Genomic DNA, 22,286 nt, shown 5'->3' with positions numbered 1-22,286 from the left:
CGCTTGAGACGTACGCGATCCGTTAACCACGTCCGAACTGTGGGCCTGCGGTGATCAAATTGTGATCCATGGCAGGAAACAGCAGCGATATCAGATTTGCCCTACGGCGCTGGGAAGTATTGACTCGGCCCCGGACACTGCGCAAGCATTCGCGCGGGACATGAAGTCCCAGGGGGAATAAAGCGTGCGGATTTTCGTGCTGGCAGTCGCGGTCATCGCCGCACTGGTAGGCTGGATGTATTGGCATTCGCTTCAGTTGGGCGATGCGTCCATAGCCGAATTCTATGCGATGGACACCAAGTCCACGGTTGAACTGGACGCAACTACCGCCTGTGCGCTGGTTGCTGATGATTTTCAGGGGAGCGGCGTGTCCCTGGTCAACGGCCAGGCCGTGCGCGAAACCATGGACAAGGCCAAGTATTGCGAAAGCGCTCGCAATGCCGCCGAGCGACTGCGTAGCGTTGCCGACGCAGCGCATACGCCTTTGAGCGTGCAGTACAAAAGCCATCAGGACAGCGTGACCTATACATCCGACCATCGAGGCGCGACCATCGAGGTCAGTTACCGCGTGGTAGTCGGGCGCATGCATATCGATGGCAAGCGCATCGATCAATTGGTCAAGCGCAAAGGTAAGGTGTTGCTCGTGGGCCAGGATGATCGCAACACCATCTCACTGACCTGAGTTCCCGTTAGCGGGACGTTTCCCCCGTGACGATGTCGTGCTTTCATGGTACTTGCCCTCCGATGGGCAAAGGCCCTGGACACTCCTGAAAGGAAGAGGCACGACGTGGAAGGTATTGCATTCAGCAGCGAAGAGCGCGGCGTGATCGTGAAGAAGATTCAGCTGTACTTCGCCGAAGAGCTGGGGCAGAAAATCGGCAGTTTCGACGCCGAGTTCCTGCTTGATTTCTTCGCCAAAGAAACTGGCGCCTATTTCTACAATCGCGGGCTCTATGATGCCCAGGCTCTGCTGGCCGCACGGTTGGATGATATCCAGGATGCCATCTACCAGTTGGAGCAGCCCACTGAGTTTCAGCGCTAGAGCCGTTCAGGTCCGGCGGATGATCGATCACGGCCGGGAACGTCCGCGCCGTGTGGTCGCCTGGTGGTGACGGAGCGGGCATGGGTATGTGTATTCCCCAATGCGACATGGCCTTGCTGAGTGTGTGGCACGCCGGTGTGGCCAGATCCAGATCAGTGCCGGTTAACGTCGAAACGGCCTTCGTGAGTTGTTCCATGGCGCACCGCTGAGGCGTGCCGGACCGCATTCAAGGCGTCGCCGTCGCGCAAATGAAGGTTTGGTACGATTGATCTTTCTTTCGCGTGTGCCATCGCCATGCCGCGTCGCGCCAAACGTGTATTCGGTCGATTGCTTTCGCGTGGCTTCTTTAAGGGCGAGGCCTCCCAGGTCGCGCCCCTGCTGTTGAACAAGATCATTGCCACGGCCGATGGACGAGTTGGACGTATCGTCGAGGTCGAGGCCTATGAGGGTGCCCGTGACGAGGCGGCGCATAGTTTTCGTGGCGTGACGCCGCGTACCCGGGTGATGTTCGCAGAGCCAGGGCATCTGTATGTGTACTTTTCCTATGGCATGCACTGGTGCAGCAATATTGTCTGTGCTCCTGTGGGCGTGGGTTCGGCGGTACTGCTGCGCGCTTTGGAGCCGATCGCCAATCTTGATGCCATGCGGCAGGCGCGCGGTCCGCGCATCGTCGATCGTGACCTGTGTCGTGGGCCGGGGCGCCTGACACAGGCTTTGGGCTTGACTGGCGCCGATACGGGCATGGACGTGCTGGATGCTACCTCCCCGGTAGGCATCTATGATGATGGCGTGCCGCCGCCGCCACACAATCGAGGGCTCCCGCGCATTGGAATCAGTCGTGCCAGAGAGCTGCCCTGGCGCTGGATCGTGCCTGGCAACGCCTTCGTATCGCGGGGCGCGTGACCGCCAGCCTTGCTTGGCGCAAGCGACTTCAGGTCCAGATGCCATCGGCTTCCCCCCGGCATGCGAAGACCTCAAGCGCGACGTATGGAACTGGTGCGACCTTCATCATCGCCCCGCCGTGCTTGCAGGCGCGACTTCAGTCGCAATGCAAGACGCAACGAGGTCGCGTCTTGGAGCTTTAAAAGCCCCAATCTGCGACTGGATCGCAGATTGCTTCGCGACTGAAATCGCTCCTACAAGGGCGGGTGGGCGGGTATCGGTTGCCCATCGATTTCCAATCTTGGACGCCAATCGTCCTTCGCGGTAAAGCTCAGTCGCACGCGATGGGTGGCTCGGCGGAATAGCCAGTTCATTCTATGCGGGCCCAGCGACACCATCAGCGGCGAACGTGGGTCTTCGCTCCGTTTTCCGTAATGCAACTGACATTCGAAGTCCACGCTCATGGATCCCAGGGATGGCATCCACCGATCGCTCATGATCCGCAAGGGCAGCGCCAGCGACGCGTCGCTTGAGGGGATCTGTACTTGCAAGATATGCGCAGTCGCGATGGCGTTCTCGCCAATGGGTGGTGCATCACGAATTCTCTCGATGTCCCTTTGGGCATCGATGATGGCTTGCTGTAACGCGGTGATCAGGTGACTCAATGCAAAGGCCGACACGCGACACATATCCTCAAGGTTCGCCCAGCCAGAAGAGATTAAAAGTAAACGCCAGGTATTGGCCGAACCATGGGAAGGTGGCCCTGGCTTGATCGATGTAGGTATCTATGAAGCCGTTCTTCCTGGCAGTGCGTTGATGCTCGGGCTGGGCGGCGTGTATCGTGCCAGCCATGTTTATATGCGGCGTTACCTATGCGGACAACCTTAATTAGTCCTCATGGGAAATCGGGAAGCCTGTGATGCGTGGTGCCGTGGCCCGTAGGGGCCACGGCATATCCGGTGCTGGGTCACTATCGTCGGCGCGGAAAGTAGCCGATATAGGGCAAATCCTGAAATTGCTCCTGAAGTCTCTACGTAAGCCGTTACGGGGCAACGCCGCACTCGCACATCCCCGAAATGCGAATCAGCGCATCAGGAAAGAAGCTTACGGATCATCGAAACGATCTGTCCATCCAAGCCCAGCATCTGGCCGGCATCCTGCGGCTTCAATCTATCCATGGTCAGTTTGTGCCTATATCGGTAATAGGGTGAATCAGGCGTAACGAAAGCTTCTGGGCCACTCGGCGGCGACGTGTCATGTTCGGGCCAGCCGGATGGGATGTTCTCACCCGCAAGGATACCCATGGATACGGCCACCTTCCGTAATTCATCCAATCCACGGCTGAGCGCATTGGCCAGGTTATCGAGCGCAAAACTGGGTGGCCCGGGGAGTTCAGGCTTTGGCTCGGCACGAGGCAGGGAAAGCACGACCAGCGTTGCTGGTGCTCGATCTTCCAAGGGGCGTCTGGCCGGCAGTTCCGGTGAAACAACAAACCCGTCTTTCGTGAGCAAGCTGAGCCTGGTGCCTTGCTTGGGTACCCAGTGTCCGGCTTTGCGCTCATAGACATTTCTGAGAATGATGTAATTTTCGCCTTCGACCCCATGCCGGATCAGTAGATCCGCGCCGATGCTGGACACGCGCAAATTAGATAATGCGTCATCAAGCGAAAGCTCGTTGGATACGGCGCCACCATTTTCGATGACGACCAAGCTATTTTTGCCGGTTAATTGATAAAAATTTTTGCTCCCAAGGCTGGAAAATCGATAGGACCCCGATCCGATATTGAGAAAATGATTCTCCCTTTCGCCGCCCGTGACGGTCTTCGATCCATCGCCAAGCACGAAGTAATTGTTTCTCTCCTTGTACCCCCGGATGCGATCGTTACCGCCGCCGGTCACCCACAGTACGTTCGACATGTCGCCAGACTTTTGCTTTACGATGTTTTTATGGTGATTCAATCCGTTCGGATCGATCTCGTCATCTGCATCGACCACGTGGCCTGCCGCATTCGAGGTCAGGCTTCCATGGATGCCAAGGCCAAATTTCCCTCGTGAATGCTGCAGAATTCTGGATAGATTGATCTTGAGCACGAGCTCACCGATAGAGGTTTCCTTGTTGACCTTGATCCTGTCGAGGATGTGGTCGCTGATGGATACCCCACCGATAAACGAGCCCCAAAATTGTTTCTGGATCTCATTGAACTCGTCCGACGCGTTCAACGGCGCCCACTTGCGGATCTCATTCATGGTACGGATGGTCGAGTAGAGACCCGAAGCAGATTGAAGAGCTGCTGCGACGGCAAATCCAATCGGGCCGGCGCCTCGGATGCCGGCCGCCATGGCAGCCACGGTGGCCATGCTGGTTGCGGCCGACGCTGTCGCGATGCTGCCGGAAACCGCGTGATCAGTCGCTTGTTGCCCCTCGGAACTGGCGGCCTGTTGAAACGAGATCACCGCCTGGCCTATTTCCGCCGGCAAGCTGAGCAAGTTGCCCACAATACCGATGCCGCGCGTCAGCCCGCCGACCCGCAGCGTATTGAACTTGCTCAGGAAGGAGGTCGATTTGATGGCTTCGGCGATCGCGGCGCTGCTGATCTCCAGTAATTCTCCGGTGATCTCGGTGGCTAGGCCTGCACTGTCAAGTGCGATTGCGCTTGTGTTGCCTTCCTCGACGTTGCGTATGAGGCTGCGTATTTGTGACACCAGGCTGAGAGCGAGCAATCCGTTTCCCGTGTGCGTTATGAATCGTCCATCCGAAAGTGTGTATTTGAGAAGGTTGGCTTGATCGCTCGTGCCGTGAGATCGTGAGGAGAGGTCTGCGAGAGTCGAGGCCAAGGCATTCAACCGCCCCGTATCGATGCGCGATAAGGAGCAGTGCGATCTGGCTCCCCCACAAGCAGCGCGGCCTTCCACAAACAGGGCTTTGCCGGAGGTCCTGCTTTCGGCAATGCGTGCCACGACGTGGGCAAATTCGTCAGCGCCCATGCGTTGAATACCTTGCTGTACTGATAGGGGATCCAGCGTGATGCGATTGGCGAGTTTGGCCGAAAGGCGAGTATCAAAGCGCACCGGTTTACCATCGACAAGTGCATTCATGTTGTAAAGCGTGGTTCGGTCGATGGAAAGACTGCCCAGGTTTATGGGCGAAGGATTCCTTTCGCGTGCATCGGATAATCCCAGCAAAATATCGGTAATTCGCGAAGAAGGATGACCATTCAGCTGACTGTTGACGACGGTGGCGCCGCTGAACTGCAGCAGGTCCTTCCATTGGTCGCCGGCGCGATGAAGCCCTTCCACGCTAATGATATGGCCATCGATGATCGCGCCATGGTCATGCAATTCCAGCCTGGAGACGGCAAGATCGCCAAGATTCAACGGGCCGTGGCGTCGATCATAGGCCTTTAGCAGTTCTCGCTGGGACGGCTGGGTCATGGCGGATAGATTGCTTTGGACCAGGTCTTTGGTGGCCTGATCGGTCACCATCATCTTGACTACATGAATCGATTGGTTGGCTTTCCTGAAGCTTGTGTCGATATGTTGATCGAGCAGTTTTGTGAAAACCCCTGGATCGGCAATATCCGAGACGGTGCCAATGGTTGGATCGCAAAAGCCGTAAAAGCGCTGTCCATCGCGCGATTCACGCATGGACACCGACAGCAGGGAATCTCCGGAGCCTATGTGGATGACCTGGTTGGCTGACATGTCAAGGACGGCAAGGATGTCGGCCGCGTTGGAAACTGGCTGCTTCTGATTTACTTGCACCTCGCGCCCTAAGTGGAGCAATGCTTGGTGTTGCGCATCATTCTTGAGGTTTGCTAGCAGGCCTTCAAGGCCTTCATCGGCACGGCTGGAAAAGTTGGGCATGTCGTAGCCGAGAATGGCTTCTGCGGCGAACAGGCCAATATGGGCGCGACGCGATTCTTCGCCGATCACGGGAGCGCGAAGGTTGGGGTGAAAGCTCGCCTCGGCTGGGAGATTGGCTTTCAGATAAGTCAGGGATGCCTCGCGTGCCTGAAGTGACTTAAGGCGATCGCGCATGGACAGTCGTCCCGGTGCATGACCGTCGATGCCGTGCTGGCGCAAGGTCGCGTATTGCTCCCGGATCTGGGTCATGCTGGCGGTATCGTTGGCTGCCCTTTTTGCCTGGCTCCATGTGGACATGTCGTCGGAGGCCGGAAACCATTGGGCAAGTTCGATCCTGTTCGCTAACGAAAGGTCGCCGGCTGTAAGGTATCTTCGGCTGGCTATGCCGCTCAGTATATCCACGATGTGCGTGGATGCCGGGCTTGAAGCGTGTTGAGCCGGGCCGGTATAGATGGCAGGGGATGCTTTCCAGATGGGTTCATTGCTCGATTTTTTCTTCCAGGAGCTTTTGATTTCCTCTTCGGTTTCGGAGTGAAAGAAACTCTCGATACCCTGAGAAGGCTGCGCGGGGGCGTCATTGGCTTGTACTTGGCCGCCAGGTTGCTTCAAACGCGCGTTGGTTCGCACGATCAGGCTGGGCCCTGTCGTTTTCTGGGTGCTTGCCGAGTCGCTGACATAGCCATCCGTGAAATATTCACTCAGGCCAAGCGTATAGGAGAAATCGGCGACGTTTCCGGTGGCTTCGATTCGCTTGGTGATGAATTGGAAGGCACTGTCGACATGAGAGGCATCGACATCGTTGAGCCTTGCGTATTCATCGAATGCCATGATCCTGTCGTAGGCTTTGGAAATGTCGCTTGCCATGAGCGATAACAGGGGCGAGTCGCTGTGGGAGGCCAGGAAGGCGTTTGATGCGGCCCCGTTGACAGGTCCAAAGCGCATGCCCGAAGGACTGCTGAGGAGATGGTCGTCCACCTTGAATGTCGCTGATATGTCAGGCCTGGATGTGAGCCAAAGGTCGATCGCTGCCAGATTGGCTGGTGTCACCTTGTCAATGTATTTCGACCTCGCCGGGTCGCAGATGTCTCTGTGAGGCATCCAGCCGGGGTTGGCATTCAATATGATCTGTAGCACGCCGAATTTCTCGTCGGGTTGCATGGCCGCCATATCGATGCCTGGTATGTTCAGCGGAGGCAGTAAATCCACATCGGCGTAGCGGCCGCCCATCTTGTCCAGAGCCATCAAGCGGATCATGTCCGATGAGCCTGCCAGACTCCCGCGATAGCTCATCTCCCAGTCCACGGCCTTGAAAAGGCTGTGCTGGGTCAACTCCGTCCTGATGTCACGGAGCGTGACATGTCTTGTTTCCGAGAACGCGCTCAGAGTCTGCAGGTTATGCGCTTTCAGTGCTTGCAGGTCGCTCGTTTTTTGCCCGAGGTGCTCGGTAAGCCACTGAATCCTGCCGTCGTCTCCGGTGCCACCTCGTGACCTTGCCTCCTGGATGGCGTCTTGCAGTTCCCGTTTAAGCGTGACGGCGTAGGATGCCAGGACCCTGGATTTCTCTGAATCGGCCAGATAGCTGTAGTGGGTCTGGACATAATGATCGGCAGCGTTGTTGAGCAACTCCATGGTCTTGTGCGCCAACATGCTGTCACTGTCGTACCACAGGTTGAACTGTTGTTCGGGCGAGCTTGCCTGTTTCCAGATGCCCATGTATTCCGCCTGGGGGGCTCCGAGGCCGCCTCCCATCCAGGTGAAATGTATGTTTGCCGGGACTGCTATCGGCATGGCCGCCGATGATGGCGCAGAAGTGTTCGCTGAACCGGTTGACTGGCCTCGCGCGGGTTTGAAAAGGGCCCTGGGGACGATGGTCTTTGCGGTGAGACTTTGCGTCGGCATTTGGCCGGGCAAGGACAAGTGGTCTTGTCCGATGCTTGCAGCGGATTTACCTGACCACGTTCTGGGTGAGACGAGTGGGGATATCTCTATCTGCCGGGGCTTATCGCCGCCGGATGTTTTTCCTGCGTCGTCGATCTCCTGCTCCGGGTGCTTGGTGTTGACGGAATATGTAGTTTGGTGGCTGTTTACGAGTTTCACTGACGGCCTGCTGTTAGGGACAACAGGTCTCGTATTTAAAGCATGCCGTCGTGCTTTCGTATATCGAGTGCAGCCCTGTAAACGTGGCTATCGGCTGATTTTGTTACGGTCGGCGTTCATGTATGTAGGACTGTATATGCTTTTGTCAGGTCACGATTCATGGTCTGAAGGCCTATCCCTCAAGTGAGGTCAGCCCCTCCCGCAACGCGTAGCGTGTCAGGTCTGCAATGCCATGGATGCCGAGCTTGGCCATGATGTGCTCGCGGTGCGTGCCGACGGTCTTGACGCTCACGCACAGTCGTTCGGCGATATCGCGGGTGGCATACCCTTCGGCGAATAGTTGCGCAATCTCACGCTCGCGGCTGCTTAGGGGAGCTTCCGGGGCGGCGGCACGAATCTGGTTGCGTTCGGCGAGCAGATGGGCGATATCCCGGCTGGCGTAGTGGCGTCCTTTCATCACGGTCTCCATGCCTTCGATCAGTTCACCGAAAGCGCAACGCTTTAGTACATAACCGTGAGCACCGGCATCGAAGGCGGCGTGCACCCTGGCTGGCTCTTCGTGCATCGAAAGACAGAGCAGGCGCGTGCGTGTGGAGCGTGCCGCGATGCGTCGCGCCGCTTCGACGCCGTTGAGGCCGGGCATCGAGTGGTCGAAGATCACCAGGTCAGGATTTTCGCGCAGAGCCAGGCGCACGCAGTCGCGGCCGTCGGCGGCGTGGGCAATCACCTCGAAGGAAGCATTGCGGGCGATGAGGGCATGGATGCCTTCGCGTAGCAGGGCATGGTCGTCAGCCAGAAGCACTCGGAAAGCATTCATGCGACCTGCTCCCCGCTGGCATGGACCTGGGGTTGCAACGGCAGTTCCAGCGTGACCAGGGTCCCGCCGCCCGGCCGGGCAAAGAACGCCAGTTGCCCGTTGGCCTCGGTGACCTGCCGCCGCAAGCTGCGCAGGCCAAAGTTAGGGCCGTTGTCCGACTCGTTGAAGCCGATGCCGTCGTCTTCGACATGAACGAACAAGCTTTCGCCTTGTTGCCATGCACGCAGCCCGATCTGGGTGGCGCAGGCATGGCGATGGGCGTTACCGACCAGTTCGCGAATGGCGCGCGGGGCCAGCGGAGCGGCCGCGGCCGGCAGGTCGGACAACATCGGGTAGAGCCGGGACTCCAGGGGAAACTCCGCCCAGGGGCAGTCGGCCAGACTTTGCTCGATGGCGGCCAGCAGGGAACAGGGCGACGCAGATGTTTCCTCGCCTTGAAGCAGATCGCGGATGGCCTGCATCGCCCGGTCCAGGCTTGCCCGCAACGGGTCGAGGGTGCGCTGGACTTCGGGGTCGGTAGCGGGAATGCCATTGACCTGTAGCAGGGCCAGCGCCAGCCATTGGCCGACCTCGTCATGGAGTCGCAGGGCCAGCGGATTGCGTTCGGTCGAGACAGAGTCACGGGGCGAATGCTTGCCCAGGGTGGAGATCCTGCCCACTGAGGGGCGACCGGGTCGAGGCGACGTGCGATGCATGGCGGTTCATCCGTGTCGAGGTGACAGCACCTTCGCGGTGATACCCGGGGTGGGTCCTTCCGAAAACCTTACGGTTTATCTTTCTGCATAAAATCATGGGGTTGAAGTGGTGCTCGGGAGGTGGAAAAACGCCAAGCGCCCGGCAAATTCCGACGCTACGGTTTGACGTTGCACCATGCGCGCGTCGACACTGCGCCCCGGGGAATCACAGGGATCGGTACGCGGATGTCCGAAAGCGGCGAGGCGCCATACTTCACTTTTGGTGATTGGATCGTGCGTCCTGCGCAACGATCGATCGAGCGAGGCGAGGAGCGAATCACGCTCGAGCCTAAGCTGATGGACGTGCTGGCTTACCTGGCCGCCAGTGGTGGCGGGGTGGTCAGCGCCGACAAGTTACTGGTCGATTGTTGGCGTGGCACGTTCTATGGCGATAACCCGGTGCACAAGACGATTGCCCTGTTGCGCAAGGCGCTGGGGGACGATGCCCGTGTTCCACGTTATATAGCGACCGTGCGCAAGCGCGGCTACCAGGTGATCGCCGAGGTGGCCTTTGCCGATGAGCGCCAGCGCGGCCAGCCGGCTCGGCATACCTGGACGGGTGGGTCGCCCTATCGAGGCCTGCTTCATTTTGATGCCGGCCACGCACCGCTGTTTTTCGGACGGGCCCGGGCCATTGCCGAACTGCTGGCTGCCCTGCGTGCCCAGCAGGCCGCCGGCTGCGCCTTCGCCCTGGTCACGGGCCCCAGTGGCAGCGGCAAGTCCTCGTTGATCCACGCCGGCGTAGTACCGGCACTACTGCGTGAGGCGGGTAGCGACGGCGTTCGGGCTACCAGTTGGTCGAGTGTGGCGGCACGCCCCCACGGCATGTTGCCACTGGAGGCCCTGGCGCTGGCATTGACCCGTTGGGAGGTGGCCGGTCGGCCCATTTTCCTGGAGACCGAGCGCGAGGCTCTCGCCAGTTCGCTCAGGACCGACATCGATAGCGTGCTTAAGCGCATCGAGCATGCCATGCGCGATCAACCGTCGGGTGCGCTGCTGGTGCTGGTGATCGAGACCCTGGAGGCGCTGACCACCTCGCCGCAGTTACCCATCGCGGATCTGGCGGCCTTCGTGGAGGTGTTGTCGGCCTTGGCCCGTTGCGGCCGGGTGGCTGTGCTGGTGTTGTGCCGCAACGATTTCTACCCGAGCCTGATGGCGGTGCCTGGCTTGCTTGCGCTCAAGCGTGATGGTTGTCTTTATGATGTGGCGGCGCCCACGGAGGGTGAGATCGCCCAGATGATCCGCCTGCCGGCGATCGCTGCCGGCTTGTCGTTCGAGCGAGATGCGCAGACCGAGCGCCAGCTCGACGATGTGCTGCTGGATGCTGCTGCGCACCATGCGGGCAGCCTGCCGTTGCTGCAATACACCTTGCAGGCGCTTTACGAGACGCGCGGGCCCAAGGGCGAGCTCACGTTCGCCGCCTATCGGGAGCTCGGGGGGCTCGAGGGCGCGCTGGCGCGTCGGGCTGAGCAGGTTTTCTCGCAGCTTGATTCGGGCGCCACCGCGGCATTCGATACGGTGTTGCGCAGATTGATCAGTGTGGCCAGCGACGGCGACGGCATTACCGCCCGTAGCGTGCGCTGGTGTGATCTGGAGGATGCCGGACAGCACGATGTAGTGCGTCGACTGGTGGATGCGCACCTGATGGTAAGCATGCTCGACGCCGACGAACCGTGTTTCACGGTGGCCCACGAAGCCTTGCTACGACATTGGCCGCGCATTCTCGACTGGGTGGCTGCGCATCGGGCCATGTTGCGATCGCGCGCGCGTATTACAGAAATGGCTCGCCGCTGGAAGGAGGAAGGGCAGCGGCAGGAGCATCTGATTCCGCCGGGCTTGCTGCTGGCCGACGCGCGTTCCATGCACCGCAATACCAAGCCTTCGCTCGATGCGGCCGAGCAACGTTTCGTGGCGGCGAGCCTGCGCCGTGCCCGGCTTGGCGCCACGGCGCGTGCGGTGGTGTCATGCATCATCCTGGCGCTGGCGTTCTTCCTGTTTCTGGCGACATTGGCGGCGCGCCGGGCCGAGCAGCGCGCCGAGCATCGCCGGGCCGATGCCGAGGGCCTGCTCGATTTCATGCTCGGTGATCTGCATGAGCGACTGGACGAACTGGGACGCCTGGACCTGCTTGACGCGGTGACCGGACGTGCCATGGCCGTGCTCGACAATGACGGTCAGAGCGATGATCCCGATGCGGTATTGCGCAAAGTGACCGCCATGCGCGAGGTGGGGGAAATTCGATTTGCGCGAGGTGACCTGGAATCGGCGCTGGCTGCTTTCACGTCGGCGCGTCATCGCGTGCATGACTTGGTCGTGCGCGAGCCGACACTCGCCGAGGCGTATGCCGAACAGGGCAAGATCGACTACTGGCGAGGGCAGATCGCTTCCAAGCGAGGCCAGCGAGAAGACGCCCGGGTCGCATGGACCCAATACCTTACCGATGCCCAACAGCGCATGGCCTTGGAGCCGGCATCCCCCGATGCGTGGCTTGAGCTCTCCTACGCCAACAACAATTTGGGTACGTTTGCCGTCCAGGGCGATCAACTGGACGAGGCGGCCAAACGCTTCGAACAATCGGCGCAGTGGAAACAGCGAGTGCTCGGCGCGGTCAGCGATGATCGAAAGACGCGTCTGGAGCTTGCCGATACGATGAGCTGGCTGGCCTCGGTGCAATTGCAGCGTGGTGAATTGCATCAGGCGTTGGATGCCTTCGTGCACGAGCGGGAGGCGGTGCTTGCCGCTCGCGAAAAAGGTGACCCGTCGAATCTGTGGCGCTATCGCGAAGCATTGTCCAACTTGCGTGTGGCCAAGGCCGAAGCCGATCTGGGGCAATATGCCGCCGCTGCACCCGATTACGCCAAGGCGGTGGCTAGTTTCGCGGCCCTGGTCGATCAGGTGCCGGACAACCGCAACTGGCAGCGCGACCTGGCCTATGCCCGGTTGCAACAAGGCTGGCTGGCGTATGCCATGGGTGATACGGCGCTTGCGCAGCGTCGCTTGTCCGAAGCCGAGTCGGGGTTGCATGCTTTGCTGGCGCGCGACCAGACCATGGCCGACTGGCATGCCTTGCTTGCCTTGGTGCGCAATGATCGCGCCGTCATCGCGTTGCGCGGTGGCGACGCAGTGGCCGCACGTGGGTTGCTCGATGCTGCATGGACAGACCTTGCCGTGCAGGGCCGTGCCGCCAAGACGGCAGGTGGCATGGCGTTGAACGCTATACTGGAGATCACTTCGGGGGAAGCTGCCGCGGCGCAGGGAGATCGCAACGCCATGACGCGCCATTGGCTCAATGTCATTGAGCAATTGGGCCCGCGTGTGGCCGAAAGTCATGATCCACGTCTGCTTGACCCGTTTGTGCGCGCGTCCGTGCTGCTCGGGCGCAACAATGAGGCGGCGCCATACCTGCAACGGCTCGACCAGTCAGGTTATCGCCCGCCGATGTTTGAATCCTATCTATCATCCATCCCATCAAGGCAGAAGGTTCAATGAGCAAAGATCACAAAGGCAACGACGCCGCAACCTTTAAAGTGGCATTGGTCATCCAGGAAGACAGCTTCCCGGGTGCGACCATGCGTGACGGGTTCAATTATCTGTTCAAACCCGAAGTGGTCCATGTCACCGAATGCGGTACCGAGATCGAGTATGACCTGATCGATCCGGACAAATTCGAGCTGTTGGATGTCTACACTTCTGACTTGACCGGCCAGGTTGTCAAGCTCGACGACAAGTCTTCCAGCGATCGCATGACGATCTTGCACCAGAACATCCGCAAGCAGGTCACCGTGGTTTCTGTGCGCGCCCGTGAAAAGGCTTCCGGTCGGACGATTGGCTGCGATCCGCAGGTCACCAACGATCCGCCGCCGGTCTGATCGTCCTGGGTCAGGTGCAGGTCGCGATGTTTCTATATCGCGACCTGTCTCTTGTTAGTTCTAAAGCCAGGAATATGTAAGATATTAGATGTATTTAAAATTGTTTTTTCGCCTTCAAGGTGTCCATGAAAAGAATGATTTTGCTTGCTTTGGGTTTTGTGTCGAGTGGACCTGCGTTGGCAGGTAGAAGAGATATCTACATATATTCCCATCCGCAAGGAGGCCGTGCTTGCTGAGGCGGATTCTAGCGACGGTGTCGTTGCTTCCTATGACTATCGTCCGTACGCATTACGATCGCCTGGAAATGCACCGAACAGCGTGGGGCGTCGGGTATCTGGGGATACAGACAGCGGCTTGAGCTACTCGCAGGCGCGTTATTATGATCCGGTGGTGGAGCGGTTCCTAAGCGGTGATCCTGAGCCATTGCAGGCTGGATTTACTTTTGAATTCAATAGATCAGCTTACGCTAATGACAATCCTGTAAAGAATGTCGACCTTACGGGATAGGTGCTTTGTGGGCGCCTTGAGCGGCACCGCGTGCTGACTTCATTTTCACGTCGCTATGTCTGCGGCAGGTGCAATTTCGGCGCACAGATAGCCAAATCACGGGTGCGATCATGTTGGGTGATATCGATGCTTTGCCGATTGTCGCGGTCAGCGACATCGGGCGTGCGCGCCACTTCTACGAGAGCGTGCTGGGCCTGCCGTTACAGGATGACCATGGCGAGGTGCTGGTGTTCCGCACAGGCGCCACGGCGTTGGTGGTCTACCGTTCCGATGAGGCCGGTAGCAACCGGGGCAATGCCGTGGTGTGGGCTTGTGGGGAGCAGATCGACGCCATCGTCGACGACCTGCGCAGCAAGGACGTGCACTTCGAGCATTACCCGCAGTTGGGGCTGGAATGGCGCGATGGCGTGCATTGGGCTGGTGACAAGAAGCTCGTATGGATCAATGACCCAGACAACAACATCCTGCATCTCCACAGCATGTAGCAGCCTGCCGGAGCGACTTCAGTCGTGGCTAGGAGCTTTAGGGCATGAAACGCCGTGAGCCAGGACGTAAGTGCCATCGGATTGATGGAACTACTGGCGGCGGATTCGGACCTTCACCGGAATGACGATGTTGATGATAGGGCTTTAGAGGTCCCTGGAGTCGCTTGCTATCGAGCGATGCCAGACGCGGCGAAGTCGCGATGTAAAGGGTTCAGGGCGTCAACCTGGAACTACGTCGTAGATTGCTTTCCGCGACTGAAAACGCGTCTGCAGGGCTTGGGCAATCGCTCTTGCAGTCAAAAGCAGATGAAGTGGCAGCGGGTGCCGACCGGCGGGGCCGGGCGGCATCCGCTGCCAGGTGTTGCATGTCGTACCGCGAGGCTCAGCGGCTACGAGCGGTCTTGCGAGTTGCCTTCTTGGCGGCACGCTTTGCGGCGGGACGCTTCGTGGCAGTGGTCTTCTTGGCAGTGGACCTCTTGGTTGCTTTCTTGGCTGCCTTCCTGGCTGCCGGGCGCTTGGTAGCGGCCTTGCGGGCCGTCGTCTTGCGCGTTGCCTTCCGGGCGGTTTTCTTCACAGCCTTCTTTACAGCTTTCCTTACAGTCTTCTTGGCGGCCTTGCGTGCAGTCTTTCGCACGGTTTTCTTGGCGGCTGCCTTCCTCACGGTCTTTCTGACTGCCTTCTTCGCTGCGGCCTTCTTGGCCGTAGATTTACGTGTCGCCTTCTTGGCGGCTTTCTTTGCAGTAGCTTTCTTTGCCGTGGCCATGGTTATCCCCATGTCAGTGAGCCATCGCTGCACCGTGCAGCGTTTGGCATGGCGATAATGCCACCCGTTCACTTGACAAGCTAGTCTTGGCGTCTCCAAGTTATCCACCATTAATCGATGGAGCGCCGTTTTGTGACGTACCAACTATCGGGATTCGGAGGTTCGCGATGAAGTTTCTGGTCATGATCTACAGCGATGAAAGCTTGCTCGATGCGCTACCGGAGAGTGAGTTCAACAGCATGATGCGTGGTTGTCTCGAACATGCCGATGAGCTCAAAACGCAGGGTTTTTTGCTGGATTCGCAGCAGCTTGAGGCACCTTCCCAGGCAAGGTCTTTGCGAATGAGAGGCGACAAGATGACTGTGTTGGATGGCCCGTTTGCCGAAACCAAGGAGTATCTGGCGGGCTTCAATCTGATCGAGGCGAACAACCTCGACGAGGCTGTGAAGATCGCGTCAGAGTTTCCCTGGAGTCGCACCGGCTGCATCGAGATTCGTCCCGTGCGCGACATCGCCGGAGTGCGCAAGCGCGTCGGCGCCTGAGCAGATTCCGTTCTTGTGCGTCTGGTTACTGGGCCTGGCGCATTCGTTCCGTGTCACCGTAGAGTTCATTGGGCCATGAGGGCGGCAGATCCTCCGATTGGCAAGCAACGGACTCGAAATCACACCATAGGGCGATTTCCGCGCGCAGCATGGCCAATTGAAGAGGCTTGGCCAGCACGCCATCCATGCCTGACTCGATGCAGCTCATCTTGTGCACGGCATTGGTATTGGCTGAAATCGCGACGATCGGGGTATGGCGCTGACGACCTTCTTCGCCACGTATGCGCCTGGCCAGTTCATATCCGCCGATATCGGGCAGGTTGCAATCGAGCAAGATGAGATCGAATGATTCACGTGCGATCATGCCCAGGGCCATCTGTCCGGAGTCAGCAGCGGTCACCCGGCAATCCAGGCTACGCAACTGCTGCTCAATGACAAATCGGTTTGCTGGATGGTCTTCCACCAGCAGGATGGATGGTCGGCGCGATGCTTCGATCGGCTCGACAGTGAGCTTGGCAGGAACCGGCTCTTGCCCGGGCGTTGCCGGGTCAATCATGTCCAATATGGTGACAGGCAGTGTGAATGCCACGGTGGTGCCCACACCGACTTCGCTATCGAGGTCGATCACGCCGCCCATGAGCTCTACCAGTTGCCGGCAGATGTTCAAGCCAAGCCCGGCGCCCCCATAACGGCGCTGGATGGAGTTATCTGCCTGTTCGTAGGCCTGAAACAGCCGGTTGCGCCGGTTGGCGGCGATGCCGATCCCCGTGTCCTTGACTCGTACTGACAATTGCGCCGGCAGTTCGGGGCCTTGGCCGCGATGGAGCGTCATTTCCAGTGTGATCGCCCCGCGTTCTGTGAACTTGATCGCATTCGACAGCAGGTTGATCAACACTTGCTCCAGCCGTATGGCATCGGCATAGATCGTCGGCGCACCGCCCAGGAAAAGGTCGACGTGTATGGGAATCATTTTCTCCTGCGCCTTGTGCAGCACGACATTGACGACGTCGTCGGTGATCTTGCGCAGGTCCACCGGGCCGGGCATGAGCGTGAGGCCGTTGGCTTCCAGGCGTGACAGGTCCAGTATGTCGTCGACCAAGTGCAGCAAGGCGTCGGCGGACGCGGCGGTCGTATTGACGATACGCTGCTGGTCTTCATCGAGCGATGTGGTGCGAAGCAATTCAATGCCGGAAAAGATGGCGCTTACGGGCAAGCGGATTTCATGGCTCATGGTGGCCAGGAACAGCGCCTTCTCCTGTTCGCTACGCATCGCTCGTTGCCGGTCGCGTCGCGCGAAAACGTAGAGCATCAGCAGTAGCGCCAGTCCCGCTGCCAGCGTCACGAACGCTACGGTGTGGAAGCGCAACAGCACACGCCAGGACGGGGCGCCGAAATCCGAGTCGGTCATCCATCGTTCCATCATGGCGTCTGTCTGACTGGCTGAGAGCGATGCCAATGATTTGTCGATGATGGACTTCAACAGCGGCTCGTCATCGCGTACGCGCATGCGCACGTTCAGCAGTGCATCGTTGACCATGCCTGAAACGTGCAGGTTGGAGAAATAGCCGCGCCTCCACAGAGGCATCAGCAAGGCATCGATATCGACCGCCGCGTCGGCCAATCCGTCGGACACGGCCCGAAGCTCCTGTTCCGGCGAGGCCATCGGTAGCAGGGTGATCTTCGGGTAGCGTTGTGATAGCACTCGGAACATCACGCCGTGTTCGCGCACCGCCACACGATGGCCTTGCAGCCGGCTCAGATCGTAGATGTTGGGCATCGACTCCCGAGTAATGATTACGGCGGTGCCAACGAAATATGGCGCACTGATGCTATCGGATGGACCATGGGCGGCATCCACGCCAGCGTTGTCCGCGACAACGGTGGGCAGCAGATCGAGCTTGTGCAGTGAGAGTGCCGACCGCGCCCCCGCCAGGTCGGGTTCGAGCACCGGGCGGAAAGTCAGGCCGCTGACACGTGAAATGGCACTCAGGTAGTCCAACGCCAGCCCGGATACCTGTCCCCGTTCGACGGTCTCGAACGGCAGCCAGTCGGGATAGCCGGCAAACTCGACCACGGGATGGTCCCTGATCCATTGTTGCTCTTGTGCATCGAACAACGGCGATGGGGTCCCGGCGGTAGCCGGGGCCATGACGAGCAGCAGGATTAGCAGGCTGGCGAACATGCGGTTCACGGCGGTCTCCAGATGGGGCTTTGCATGAGGTCCCGGCGTGGACGCGTCGAGAGGAGTGCCCGACGACCTACCTGCGCCATGGATGCTGACCTTGCGGGGAGGGAGAGGTATCGGCCGAGGTCTACCGGGCCCTATGCTTGCTCGGTGTAAGCCCTTCCCGGGCTCAATCCGGTGAAGAAGTATCCAGTCGCTGTCCGTGCTTGTATCTAGTACTCGTACGAAAAATATTTTTATCGCTTCCCGCTTTGCGGGTCATGAATTTGTTAAGGTTTAATCAGATGCAAGTCAGTAAGCTTGTTGTCCAATGCCGTACGGATGGCGCGGAAGGCCCCCCGGTATTTGGAAGGGTTCAATTTGGGTGCGGGGCAGGTCCCGTGCGCATGCTGGCGACGGCCCTCAGGACGAGTCGCATCCATGCCGCTTGCCTGCCTGGCGGCGTGGGCGTTGTCGAGACGTCGGCTCGATGGGTTTGCACTGGTAACAGTGGGGAGGTTCCGTGTCCGGTACGTTGATGACGCCTTTGCGATTGATGCTGTTGGATGACCATGATGTCGTTCGCCGGGGCCTGGAGCTATTGCTGACCCAGGAGATGCACTTCGAAGTTGCTGGTAGCTTCACGACCAGCCAGGAGTTGTTCGCCGCGCTCCAAGTCGAGCACGCCGACGTGCTGGTGATCGATTACTCGCTGGGACCGGCCGAGGTCGACGGCATCAATCTGATACGGGCCTTGCGAGTTCGCTTCCCCAACGAGAAGATCCTGGTTGTGTCGGCGCATTACAACGCAGCCACGGTGGCCCTGGCGATGAAAGCTGGAGCCAAGGGGTTCGTTGGCAAGGCGCAGGGGCACAAGGAACTGGCCAGGGCCATCCGGGCGGTCGCGGCCGGCAGGACATACCTCAGCAACGAGATGGCAAGCGAAATGGAAGCCGGTGGCCGGTCCTCGGAATTGTCCACCGGCGAGCGGGCGCTGACTGAGGACGCCAAGCTGTCGCCGCGAGAGCGCGAGGTATTGCGCTGCTATATGGATGGCATGTCGGTCAGCCAGATTGCCGTCAAATTCTCGCGCAGCATCACCACCATCAGTGCCCAGAAGAGTGCTGCATTTCGAAAGCTCGGTGTCCGCACCGATAACGAGCTTTTCAAGATCCGCCATTTGCTGGAAGGCAAGTGACCTTTGGGAGATATCGCCGCTGGCCGTGGCTGCCCGGCATGGTGGCTTGGCTATGCCTGCCGCTGATCTGTCACGCCACAGCGGTTTTTACCCCCGAAGAGCAGCAGTGGATCCGTGAGCACCCGGTGGTGCGATTCGCGGCCGACACACGCACCGCGCCCGTCGAGTATGCCCAGGGCGGACAGTACCGAGGGCTGGTTGCCGATTTCCTCAATGCGGTGGCTCGCCAGTCCGGACTGCGTTTCGAGCTGGTACCGACCGAGAACTGGGATCAGGCCCAGCAGTACTTTCTCGATCACAAAATCGACCTTTTCCCCAATGCCACGCCGCTACGCATGAATCGCGTCGTCGGCGACCAGCTGGCATTTACCAGTCCATACTTCTCCTCACCCTTGATCATCGTCACGCGCGCCGATCAGCCCGTGGTGCTTAATCCCACGCAGATGGATGGCAAGAAGGTGGTCATTCGCGCGGGCAGCGCGGTGGAACAGGAGTTCCACCAACGCTTTCCTGATATCACGCCCGTCCACACGGCAAGGATGGATCAGGGCCTGGAACTGGTCTTACGGGGAGATGCATACGCCATGGTGGGCAGCGAGGCGGCTTTGCTGCCCTTGCTGAGGCGACAATATACCGGACGCCTGGGGGTCTCGGGGCTGATGGCGGACATGCCCCTGGTCAATGCCATGGCCGTGCGCAAGGAAGACGCGTTGTTGTTGTCGATCATCACCAAATCGCTGGGCGCACTTTCCGCGCACGATACGGACGTGATCTATGAGCGCTGGGCCAGTTCGGTCGACTATGGCAAGCCCAGCCTCGAATCGTTGCTTTACTATCGGCGCACCGAATTACTGCTGCTTGTGCTTGGCGTTACGCTACTGGCCTGGTTTGCCTGGCGCGCCAGGGTGGCACAGCGCAGAGCCCAGGCCAGCGAATCGGCCAAATCGCGCTTTCTCGCGGTGATGAGCCATGAGATACGCACTCCCATGAACGCCATTCTGGCGTCGATCGAAATGTTGCAGCAGTCCCTGGGACGCGAGCGGGATCGCAAGTTGGCACATACCGCGGCCACGGCTGCCGAGGCGCTGCTGGCCCTGCTAGATGATGTCCTGGATTTATCCAAGCTCGACGCGCACCGACTGCAGTTGGAACTGGTGCCGGTCGATATCGGTCATCAAGTGCAGAAAGCCGTCGAGGTGGCCCGGGTCAAAGCGCAGGACAAAGCGATTCCCATTCATGTGCGTATGGAAAATCCCGGTCACCATTACGTCACCGTTGACCCGACACGCCTGAGGCAGGTGCTGATGAACCTGCTGGGCAATGCCGTCAAGTTCACGTATGAAGGCCACATCGACGTGGACGTGAACATCGATAACGCCGGCCAGGGTGCAGGCTTCCTGACGGTGAGCGTGGCCGATACCGGTATTGGTATTGACAAGCAACAGCAGAAGCGGATTTTCGACGCCTATCATCAGGCCGACACCAGTACGACACGCAAGTATGGGGGCACGGGCCTTGGCCTGACTATCTGCCGTGAACTGGTCACGCTCATGGGCGGAACGATCGAGCTGCATAGTGAAGAGGGCAAGGGCACCACGGTGCGCTTTATCCTTCCTGTACGGCTGACTGCACCACCGTCCGAGGCAACCCTCCGTGACGCCCCGCCTCTGGCTGAGCACGCGCGACCAGTGGCTAGCGGCAAGGTGCTGATCGTTGAGGATCATCCGCAGAATCGGTTCATCCTGTCCGAACAGATGCATGCACTGGGCCTGCAAAGCGTCTTGGCTGCCGACGGCAAGGCGGCTCTCCAGGCGCTGACTCAGGACGATACGATCGAACTCGTGCTCATGGATTGTCATATGCCGGAAATGGACGGCTACGAAGCGACGCGCCGCGTGCGTGCGCGCGAAGCCGAACTGGGATTGGCTCGTGTACCCATCATTGCGATCTCCGCGGCGACGGATGCGGCGCATCTGGAACGTTGTGTGGCGGCAGGCATGGATGGCGTGCTCAAAAAGCCCCTGCGCATCGACGAGCTTCGTGGCATGCTGGGGTTGTGGCTGGGTACGGCGCCTTCGGTGGGTAAATCCTCGACTCCCTCGCCACCGAAAGATCCATTGCAAGTCGTGGATCTTCACGCGCTCTATCGTCAATCCGTGGAAGAAGACGAAGCAGCACTCGATTCATCGCTCGCTGATGGTGATCGCGAGCGTGTCATTCATCATGCTCATCGCCTCAAAGGAGCTGGCATGATGGTGGGAGCCTCGGTGCTGGCCGAACACGCCCAGGCCATCGAGATGGCGGCCCGTGGTGGTCAATCGCTGGATTCGCTGCAAGGCGAATGGGATGCTTTGCAGCAGGCCATTGCGTCCTGGCTTGCCGTGAAAGGTTCATCCGAGTAAATACCTGTCGTGTTGTTTCGACACGCATATCGCAGCAAAGCCTAAGGAAGAACTAGTTGGCCTTGCTATAGTCGTTGCGTTGGCCGGGAGTTGGCAGCTTCCCGGTAGCTCAAATGGCTGATGGTCGAATGGATATGAATCATCTTGGAGATCCCCGCCGGTTGCACTCGTGTCCGTTACGAGTCGTCGTGCTGGAAGACGATGTACTGCTGCGGGATCGCCTGCTTCTGCCCGGCTTGGTCGATCATGGCTTCGAGGCGGCCGGTTGTGGCAAGGCAGCGGAGTTGTATCGACTCATGTTGACGAACCGCTTTGATATCGCATTGCTGGATATCGGCGTCCCGGATGAGGATGGTCTGACGGTAACCAGGCATCTTCGCGCCATGTCTTCCATCGGTATCGTCATACTTTCCGCCAGTCAGCAGCGGGACGACAGGATCCATGCCATGACCGAAGGCGCTGACATGTTTTTCTCAAAGCCGGTGGACATCGAGGTGCTGGCGGCCAGTCTGCATAGCCTCATGCGCCGCATCCGTGCCGAGGCTCAATGCGGTAAGGTTTTACCACCCTCGTTGTCATCGAATCGGGTGTCATCAAGCTGGTGCCTGGAAACGGATGGCTGGTGCCTACTTTCTCCATGCGGTGTAGTGATTGCGCTATCAGTGCCCGAGCGATGTGTCATGCGGCGGTTGATTGCTGCGCAAGGAGCCCCGGTCAGGCGAGAATGTTTGATTGCCGAACTGTCGAGCGATGTCTACGACTTCGATCCTCATCGTCTGGAGATGCTGATCTACCGATTGCGCCGCAAGGTTGCCGAACAGAGTCGAGAGACATTTCCGCTCTTGACGGCTCGCGGTATGGGTTATGTTTTTGCGCGAGGTGCAGTTGAGGCCAGGGCCACGGGTTGATTCCTTGCGGCTA

At 59.2% G+C, this 22,286-nt stretch carries 18 protein-coding genes; 12 read left to right on the top strand and 6 right to left on the bottom strand.

Annotated elements, in window-relative coordinates; all coding sequences use genetic code 11:
- The first annotated feature begins 184 nt into the window (after window positions 1-184).
- The 3 genes from VF436_RS16140 to VF436_RS16130 all read left to right on the top strand — a co-directional run bounded on the left by VF436_RS16140 (window position 185) and on the right by VF436_RS16130 (window position 1,945).
- A complete protein-coding gene (locus VF436_RS16140; protein ID WP_330905052.1) occupies window positions 185-682 on the top strand; it encodes a hypothetical protein in 498 nt (165 codons plus the stop codon).
- 105 nt (window positions 683-787) lie between these two features.
- Window positions 788-1,042 carry a DUF2164 domain-containing protein gene (locus VF436_RS16135; RefSeq protein ID WP_330905051.1) on the top strand — a complete coding sequence of 85 codons (255 nt, stop codon included), beginning with the start codon at window positions 788-790 and terminating at the stop codon, window positions 1,040-1,042.
- 294 nt (window positions 1,043-1,336) lie between these two features.
- Complete coding sequence (locus VF436_RS16130) at window positions 1,337-1,945, top strand: DNA-3-methyladenine glycosylase (protein WP_330905050.1); 609 nt, start codon at window positions 1,337-1,339, stop codon at window positions 1,943-1,945.
- A gap of 233 nt (window positions 1,946-2,178) precedes the next feature.
- Here the strand turns inward: VF436_RS16130 and VF436_RS16125 are convergent, their stop codons facing one another.
- Entirely contained in the window at window positions 2,179-2,604 is a 426-nt protein-coding gene (locus VF436_RS16125) for a hypothetical protein (RefSeq protein WP_330905049.1), read from the bottom strand.
- A gap of 411 nt (window positions 2,605-3,015) precedes the next feature.
- Window positions 3,016-7,500, bottom strand: coding sequence for a TcdA/TcdB catalytic glycosyltransferase domain-containing protein (locus VF436_RS16120; protein ID WP_330905048.1), 4,485 nt, complete (start codon window positions 7,498-7,500; stop codon window positions 3,016-3,018).
- Window positions 7,501-7,549: 49 nt separating this feature from the next.
- On the opposite strand from VF436_RS16120, the gene VF436_RS16115 reads away from it, so the two are divergent.
- Complete coding sequence (locus VF436_RS16115) at window positions 7,550-8,071, top strand: hypothetical protein (RefSeq protein WP_330905047.1); 522 nt, start codon at window positions 7,550-7,552, stop codon at window positions 8,069-8,071.
- On the opposite strand, the gene VF436_RS16110 is transcribed toward VF436_RS16115, so the two are convergent.
- The gene (locus VF436_RS16110; protein WP_330905046.1) at window positions 8,057-8,701 is read right to left on the bottom strand and encodes a response regulator transcription factor; all 645 of its coding nucleotides are present in this window, start codon (window positions 8,699-8,701) and stop codon (window positions 8,057-8,059) included. The two genes, VF436_RS16115 and VF436_RS16110, sit on opposite strands and share 15 nt — an antisense overlap.
- Entirely contained in the window at window positions 8,698-9,396 is a 699-nt protein-coding gene (locus tag VF436_RS16105) for a sensor histidine kinase (RefSeq protein WP_330905045.1), read from the bottom strand. The genes VF436_RS16110 and VF436_RS16105 overlap by 4 nt, the downstream gene beginning before the upstream one ends.
- 225 nt (window positions 9,397-9,621) lie before the next feature.
- On the opposite strand from VF436_RS16105, the gene VF436_RS16100 reads away from it, so the two are divergent.
- The 4 genes from VF436_RS16100 to VF436_RS16090 all read left to right on the top strand — a co-directional run bounded on the left by VF436_RS16100 (window position 9,622) and on the right by VF436_RS16090 (window position 14,296).
- A complete protein-coding gene (locus tag VF436_RS16100; RefSeq protein ID WP_330905044.1) occupies window positions 9,622-12,924 on the top strand; it encodes a winged helix-turn-helix domain-containing protein in 3,303 nt (1,100 codons plus the stop codon).
- Complete coding sequence (locus VF436_RS16095) at window positions 12,921-13,304, top strand: hypothetical protein (RefSeq protein WP_330905043.1); 384 nt, start codon at window positions 12,921-12,923, stop codon at window positions 13,302-13,304. The genes VF436_RS16100 and VF436_RS16095 overlap by 4 nt, the downstream gene beginning before the upstream one ends.
- A gap of 165 nt (window positions 13,305-13,469) precedes the next feature.
- Window positions 13,470-13,811, top strand: coding sequence for an RHS repeat-associated core domain-containing protein (locus VF436_RS21745; RefSeq protein WP_414649873.1), 342 nt, complete (start codon window positions 13,470-13,472; stop codon window positions 13,809-13,811).
- A 110-nt stretch (window positions 13,812-13,921) separates the two neighbouring features.
- Window positions 13,922-14,296 (top strand): VOC family protein, encoded by a 375-nt coding sequence (locus VF436_RS16090; RefSeq protein ID WP_330905042.1) that lies wholly within the window; start codon window positions 13,922-13,924, stop codon window positions 14,294-14,296.
- A 382-nt stretch (window positions 14,297-14,678) separates the two neighbouring features.
- Here the strand turns inward: VF436_RS16090 and VF436_RS16085 are convergent, their stop codons facing one another.
- Complete coding sequence (locus VF436_RS16085; RefSeq protein WP_330905041.1) at window positions 14,679-15,059, bottom strand: hypothetical protein; 381 nt, start codon at window positions 15,057-15,059, stop codon at window positions 14,679-14,681.
- A gap of 167 nt (window positions 15,060-15,226) precedes the next feature.
- Between VF436_RS16085 and VF436_RS16080 the strand changes: the two genes are divergently transcribed.
- Window positions 15,227-15,601 (top strand): YciI family protein, encoded by a 375-nt coding sequence (locus tag VF436_RS16080; protein WP_330905040.1) that lies wholly within the window; start codon window positions 15,227-15,229, stop codon window positions 15,599-15,601.
- Between the two features lie 25 nt (window positions 15,602-15,626).
- Here VF436_RS16080 and VF436_RS16075 read toward each other — a convergent pair whose 3' ends face one another.
- Window positions 15,627-17,783 carry an ATP-binding protein gene (locus VF436_RS16075; RefSeq protein WP_330905080.1) on the bottom strand — a complete coding sequence of 719 codons (2,157 nt, stop codon included), beginning with the start codon at window positions 17,781-17,783 and terminating at the stop codon, window positions 15,627-15,629.
- Between the two features lie 505 nt (window positions 17,784-18,288).
- Between VF436_RS16075 and VF436_RS16070 the strand changes: the two genes are divergently transcribed.
- From VF436_RS16070 to VF436_RS16060, 3 genes are all read left to right on the top strand, one after another.
- Entirely contained in the window at window positions 18,289-18,963 is a 675-nt protein-coding gene (locus tag VF436_RS16070; protein ID WP_330905039.1) for a response regulator transcription factor, read from the top strand.
- Window positions 18,960-21,365, top strand: a complete 2,406-nt coding sequence (locus VF436_RS16065; protein ID WP_330905038.1) for an ATP-binding protein — start codon at window positions 18,960-18,962, stop codon at window positions 21,363-21,365. Before VF436_RS16070 ends, VF436_RS16065 begins: the two co-directional genes overlap by 4 nt.
- A 113-nt stretch (window positions 21,366-21,478) precedes the next feature.
- Window positions 21,479-22,273 (top strand): response regulator transcription factor, encoded by a 795-nt coding sequence (locus VF436_RS16060; protein WP_330905037.1) that lies wholly within the window; start codon window positions 21,479-21,481, stop codon window positions 22,271-22,273.
- Window positions 22,274-22,286 lie beyond the last annotated feature (13 nt).

Origin of the sequence: Dyella sp., assembly GCF_036384435.1 — a bacterium.
Classification (GTDB): Bacteria; Pseudomonadota; Gammaproteobacteria; order Xanthomonadales; family Rhodanobacteraceae; genus GSA-30.
The sequence above is the reverse complement of the archived record's forward strand: the minus strand, read 5'-3'. Positions and strand labels throughout refer to the sequence as shown.

What these genes read in the sequence shown, in the direction of transcription:
- VF436_RS16130 (WP_330905050.1), top strand. Translation starts at nt 1,337, where the DNA reads ATGCCGCGTCGCGCCAAACGTGTATTCGGTCGATTGCTTTCGCGTGGC.
- VF436_RS16075 (WP_330905080.1), bottom strand. Translation starts at nt 17,783, where the DNA reads ATGTTCGCCAGCCTGCTAATCCTGCTGCTCGTCATGGCCCCGGCTACC.
- VF436_RS16060 (WP_330905037.1), top strand. Translation starts at nt 21,479, where the DNA reads ATGGCTGATGGTCGAATGGATATGAATCATCTTGGAGATCCCCGCCGG.
- VF436_RS16090 (WP_330905042.1), top strand. Translation starts at nt 13,922, where the DNA reads ATGTTGGGTGATATCGATGCTTTGCCGATTGTCGCGGTCAGCGACATC.
- VF436_RS16085 (WP_330905041.1), bottom strand. Translation starts at nt 15,059, where the DNA reads ATGGCCACGGCAAAGAAAGCTACTGCAAAGAAAGCCGCCAAGAAGGCG.
- VF436_RS16095 (WP_330905043.1), top strand. Translation starts at nt 12,921, where the DNA reads ATGAGCAAAGATCACAAAGGCAACGACGCCGCAACCTTTAAAGTGGCA.
- VF436_RS16105 (WP_330905045.1), bottom strand. Translation starts at nt 9,396, where the DNA reads ATGCATCGCACGTCGCCTCGACCCGGTCGCCCCTCAGTGGGCAGGATC.
- VF436_RS16115 (WP_330905047.1), top strand. Translation starts at nt 7,550, where the DNA reads ATGTTTGCCGGGACTGCTATCGGCATGGCCGCCGATGATGGCGCAGAA.
- VF436_RS16100 (WP_330905044.1), top strand. Translation starts at nt 9,622, where the DNA reads ATGTCCGAAAGCGGCGAGGCGCCATACTTCACTTTTGGTGATTGGATC.
- VF436_RS16080 (WP_330905040.1), top strand. Translation starts at nt 15,227, where the DNA reads ATGAAGTTTCTGGTCATGATCTACAGCGATGAAAGCTTGCTCGATGCG.
- VF436_RS16120 (WP_330905048.1), bottom strand. Translation starts at nt 7,500, where the DNA reads ATGGGCATCTGGAAACAGGCAAGCTCGCCCGAACAACAGTTCAACCTG.
- VF436_RS16110 (WP_330905046.1), bottom strand. Translation starts at nt 8,701, where the DNA reads ATGAATGCTTTCCGAGTGCTTCTGGCTGACGACCATGCCCTGCTACGC.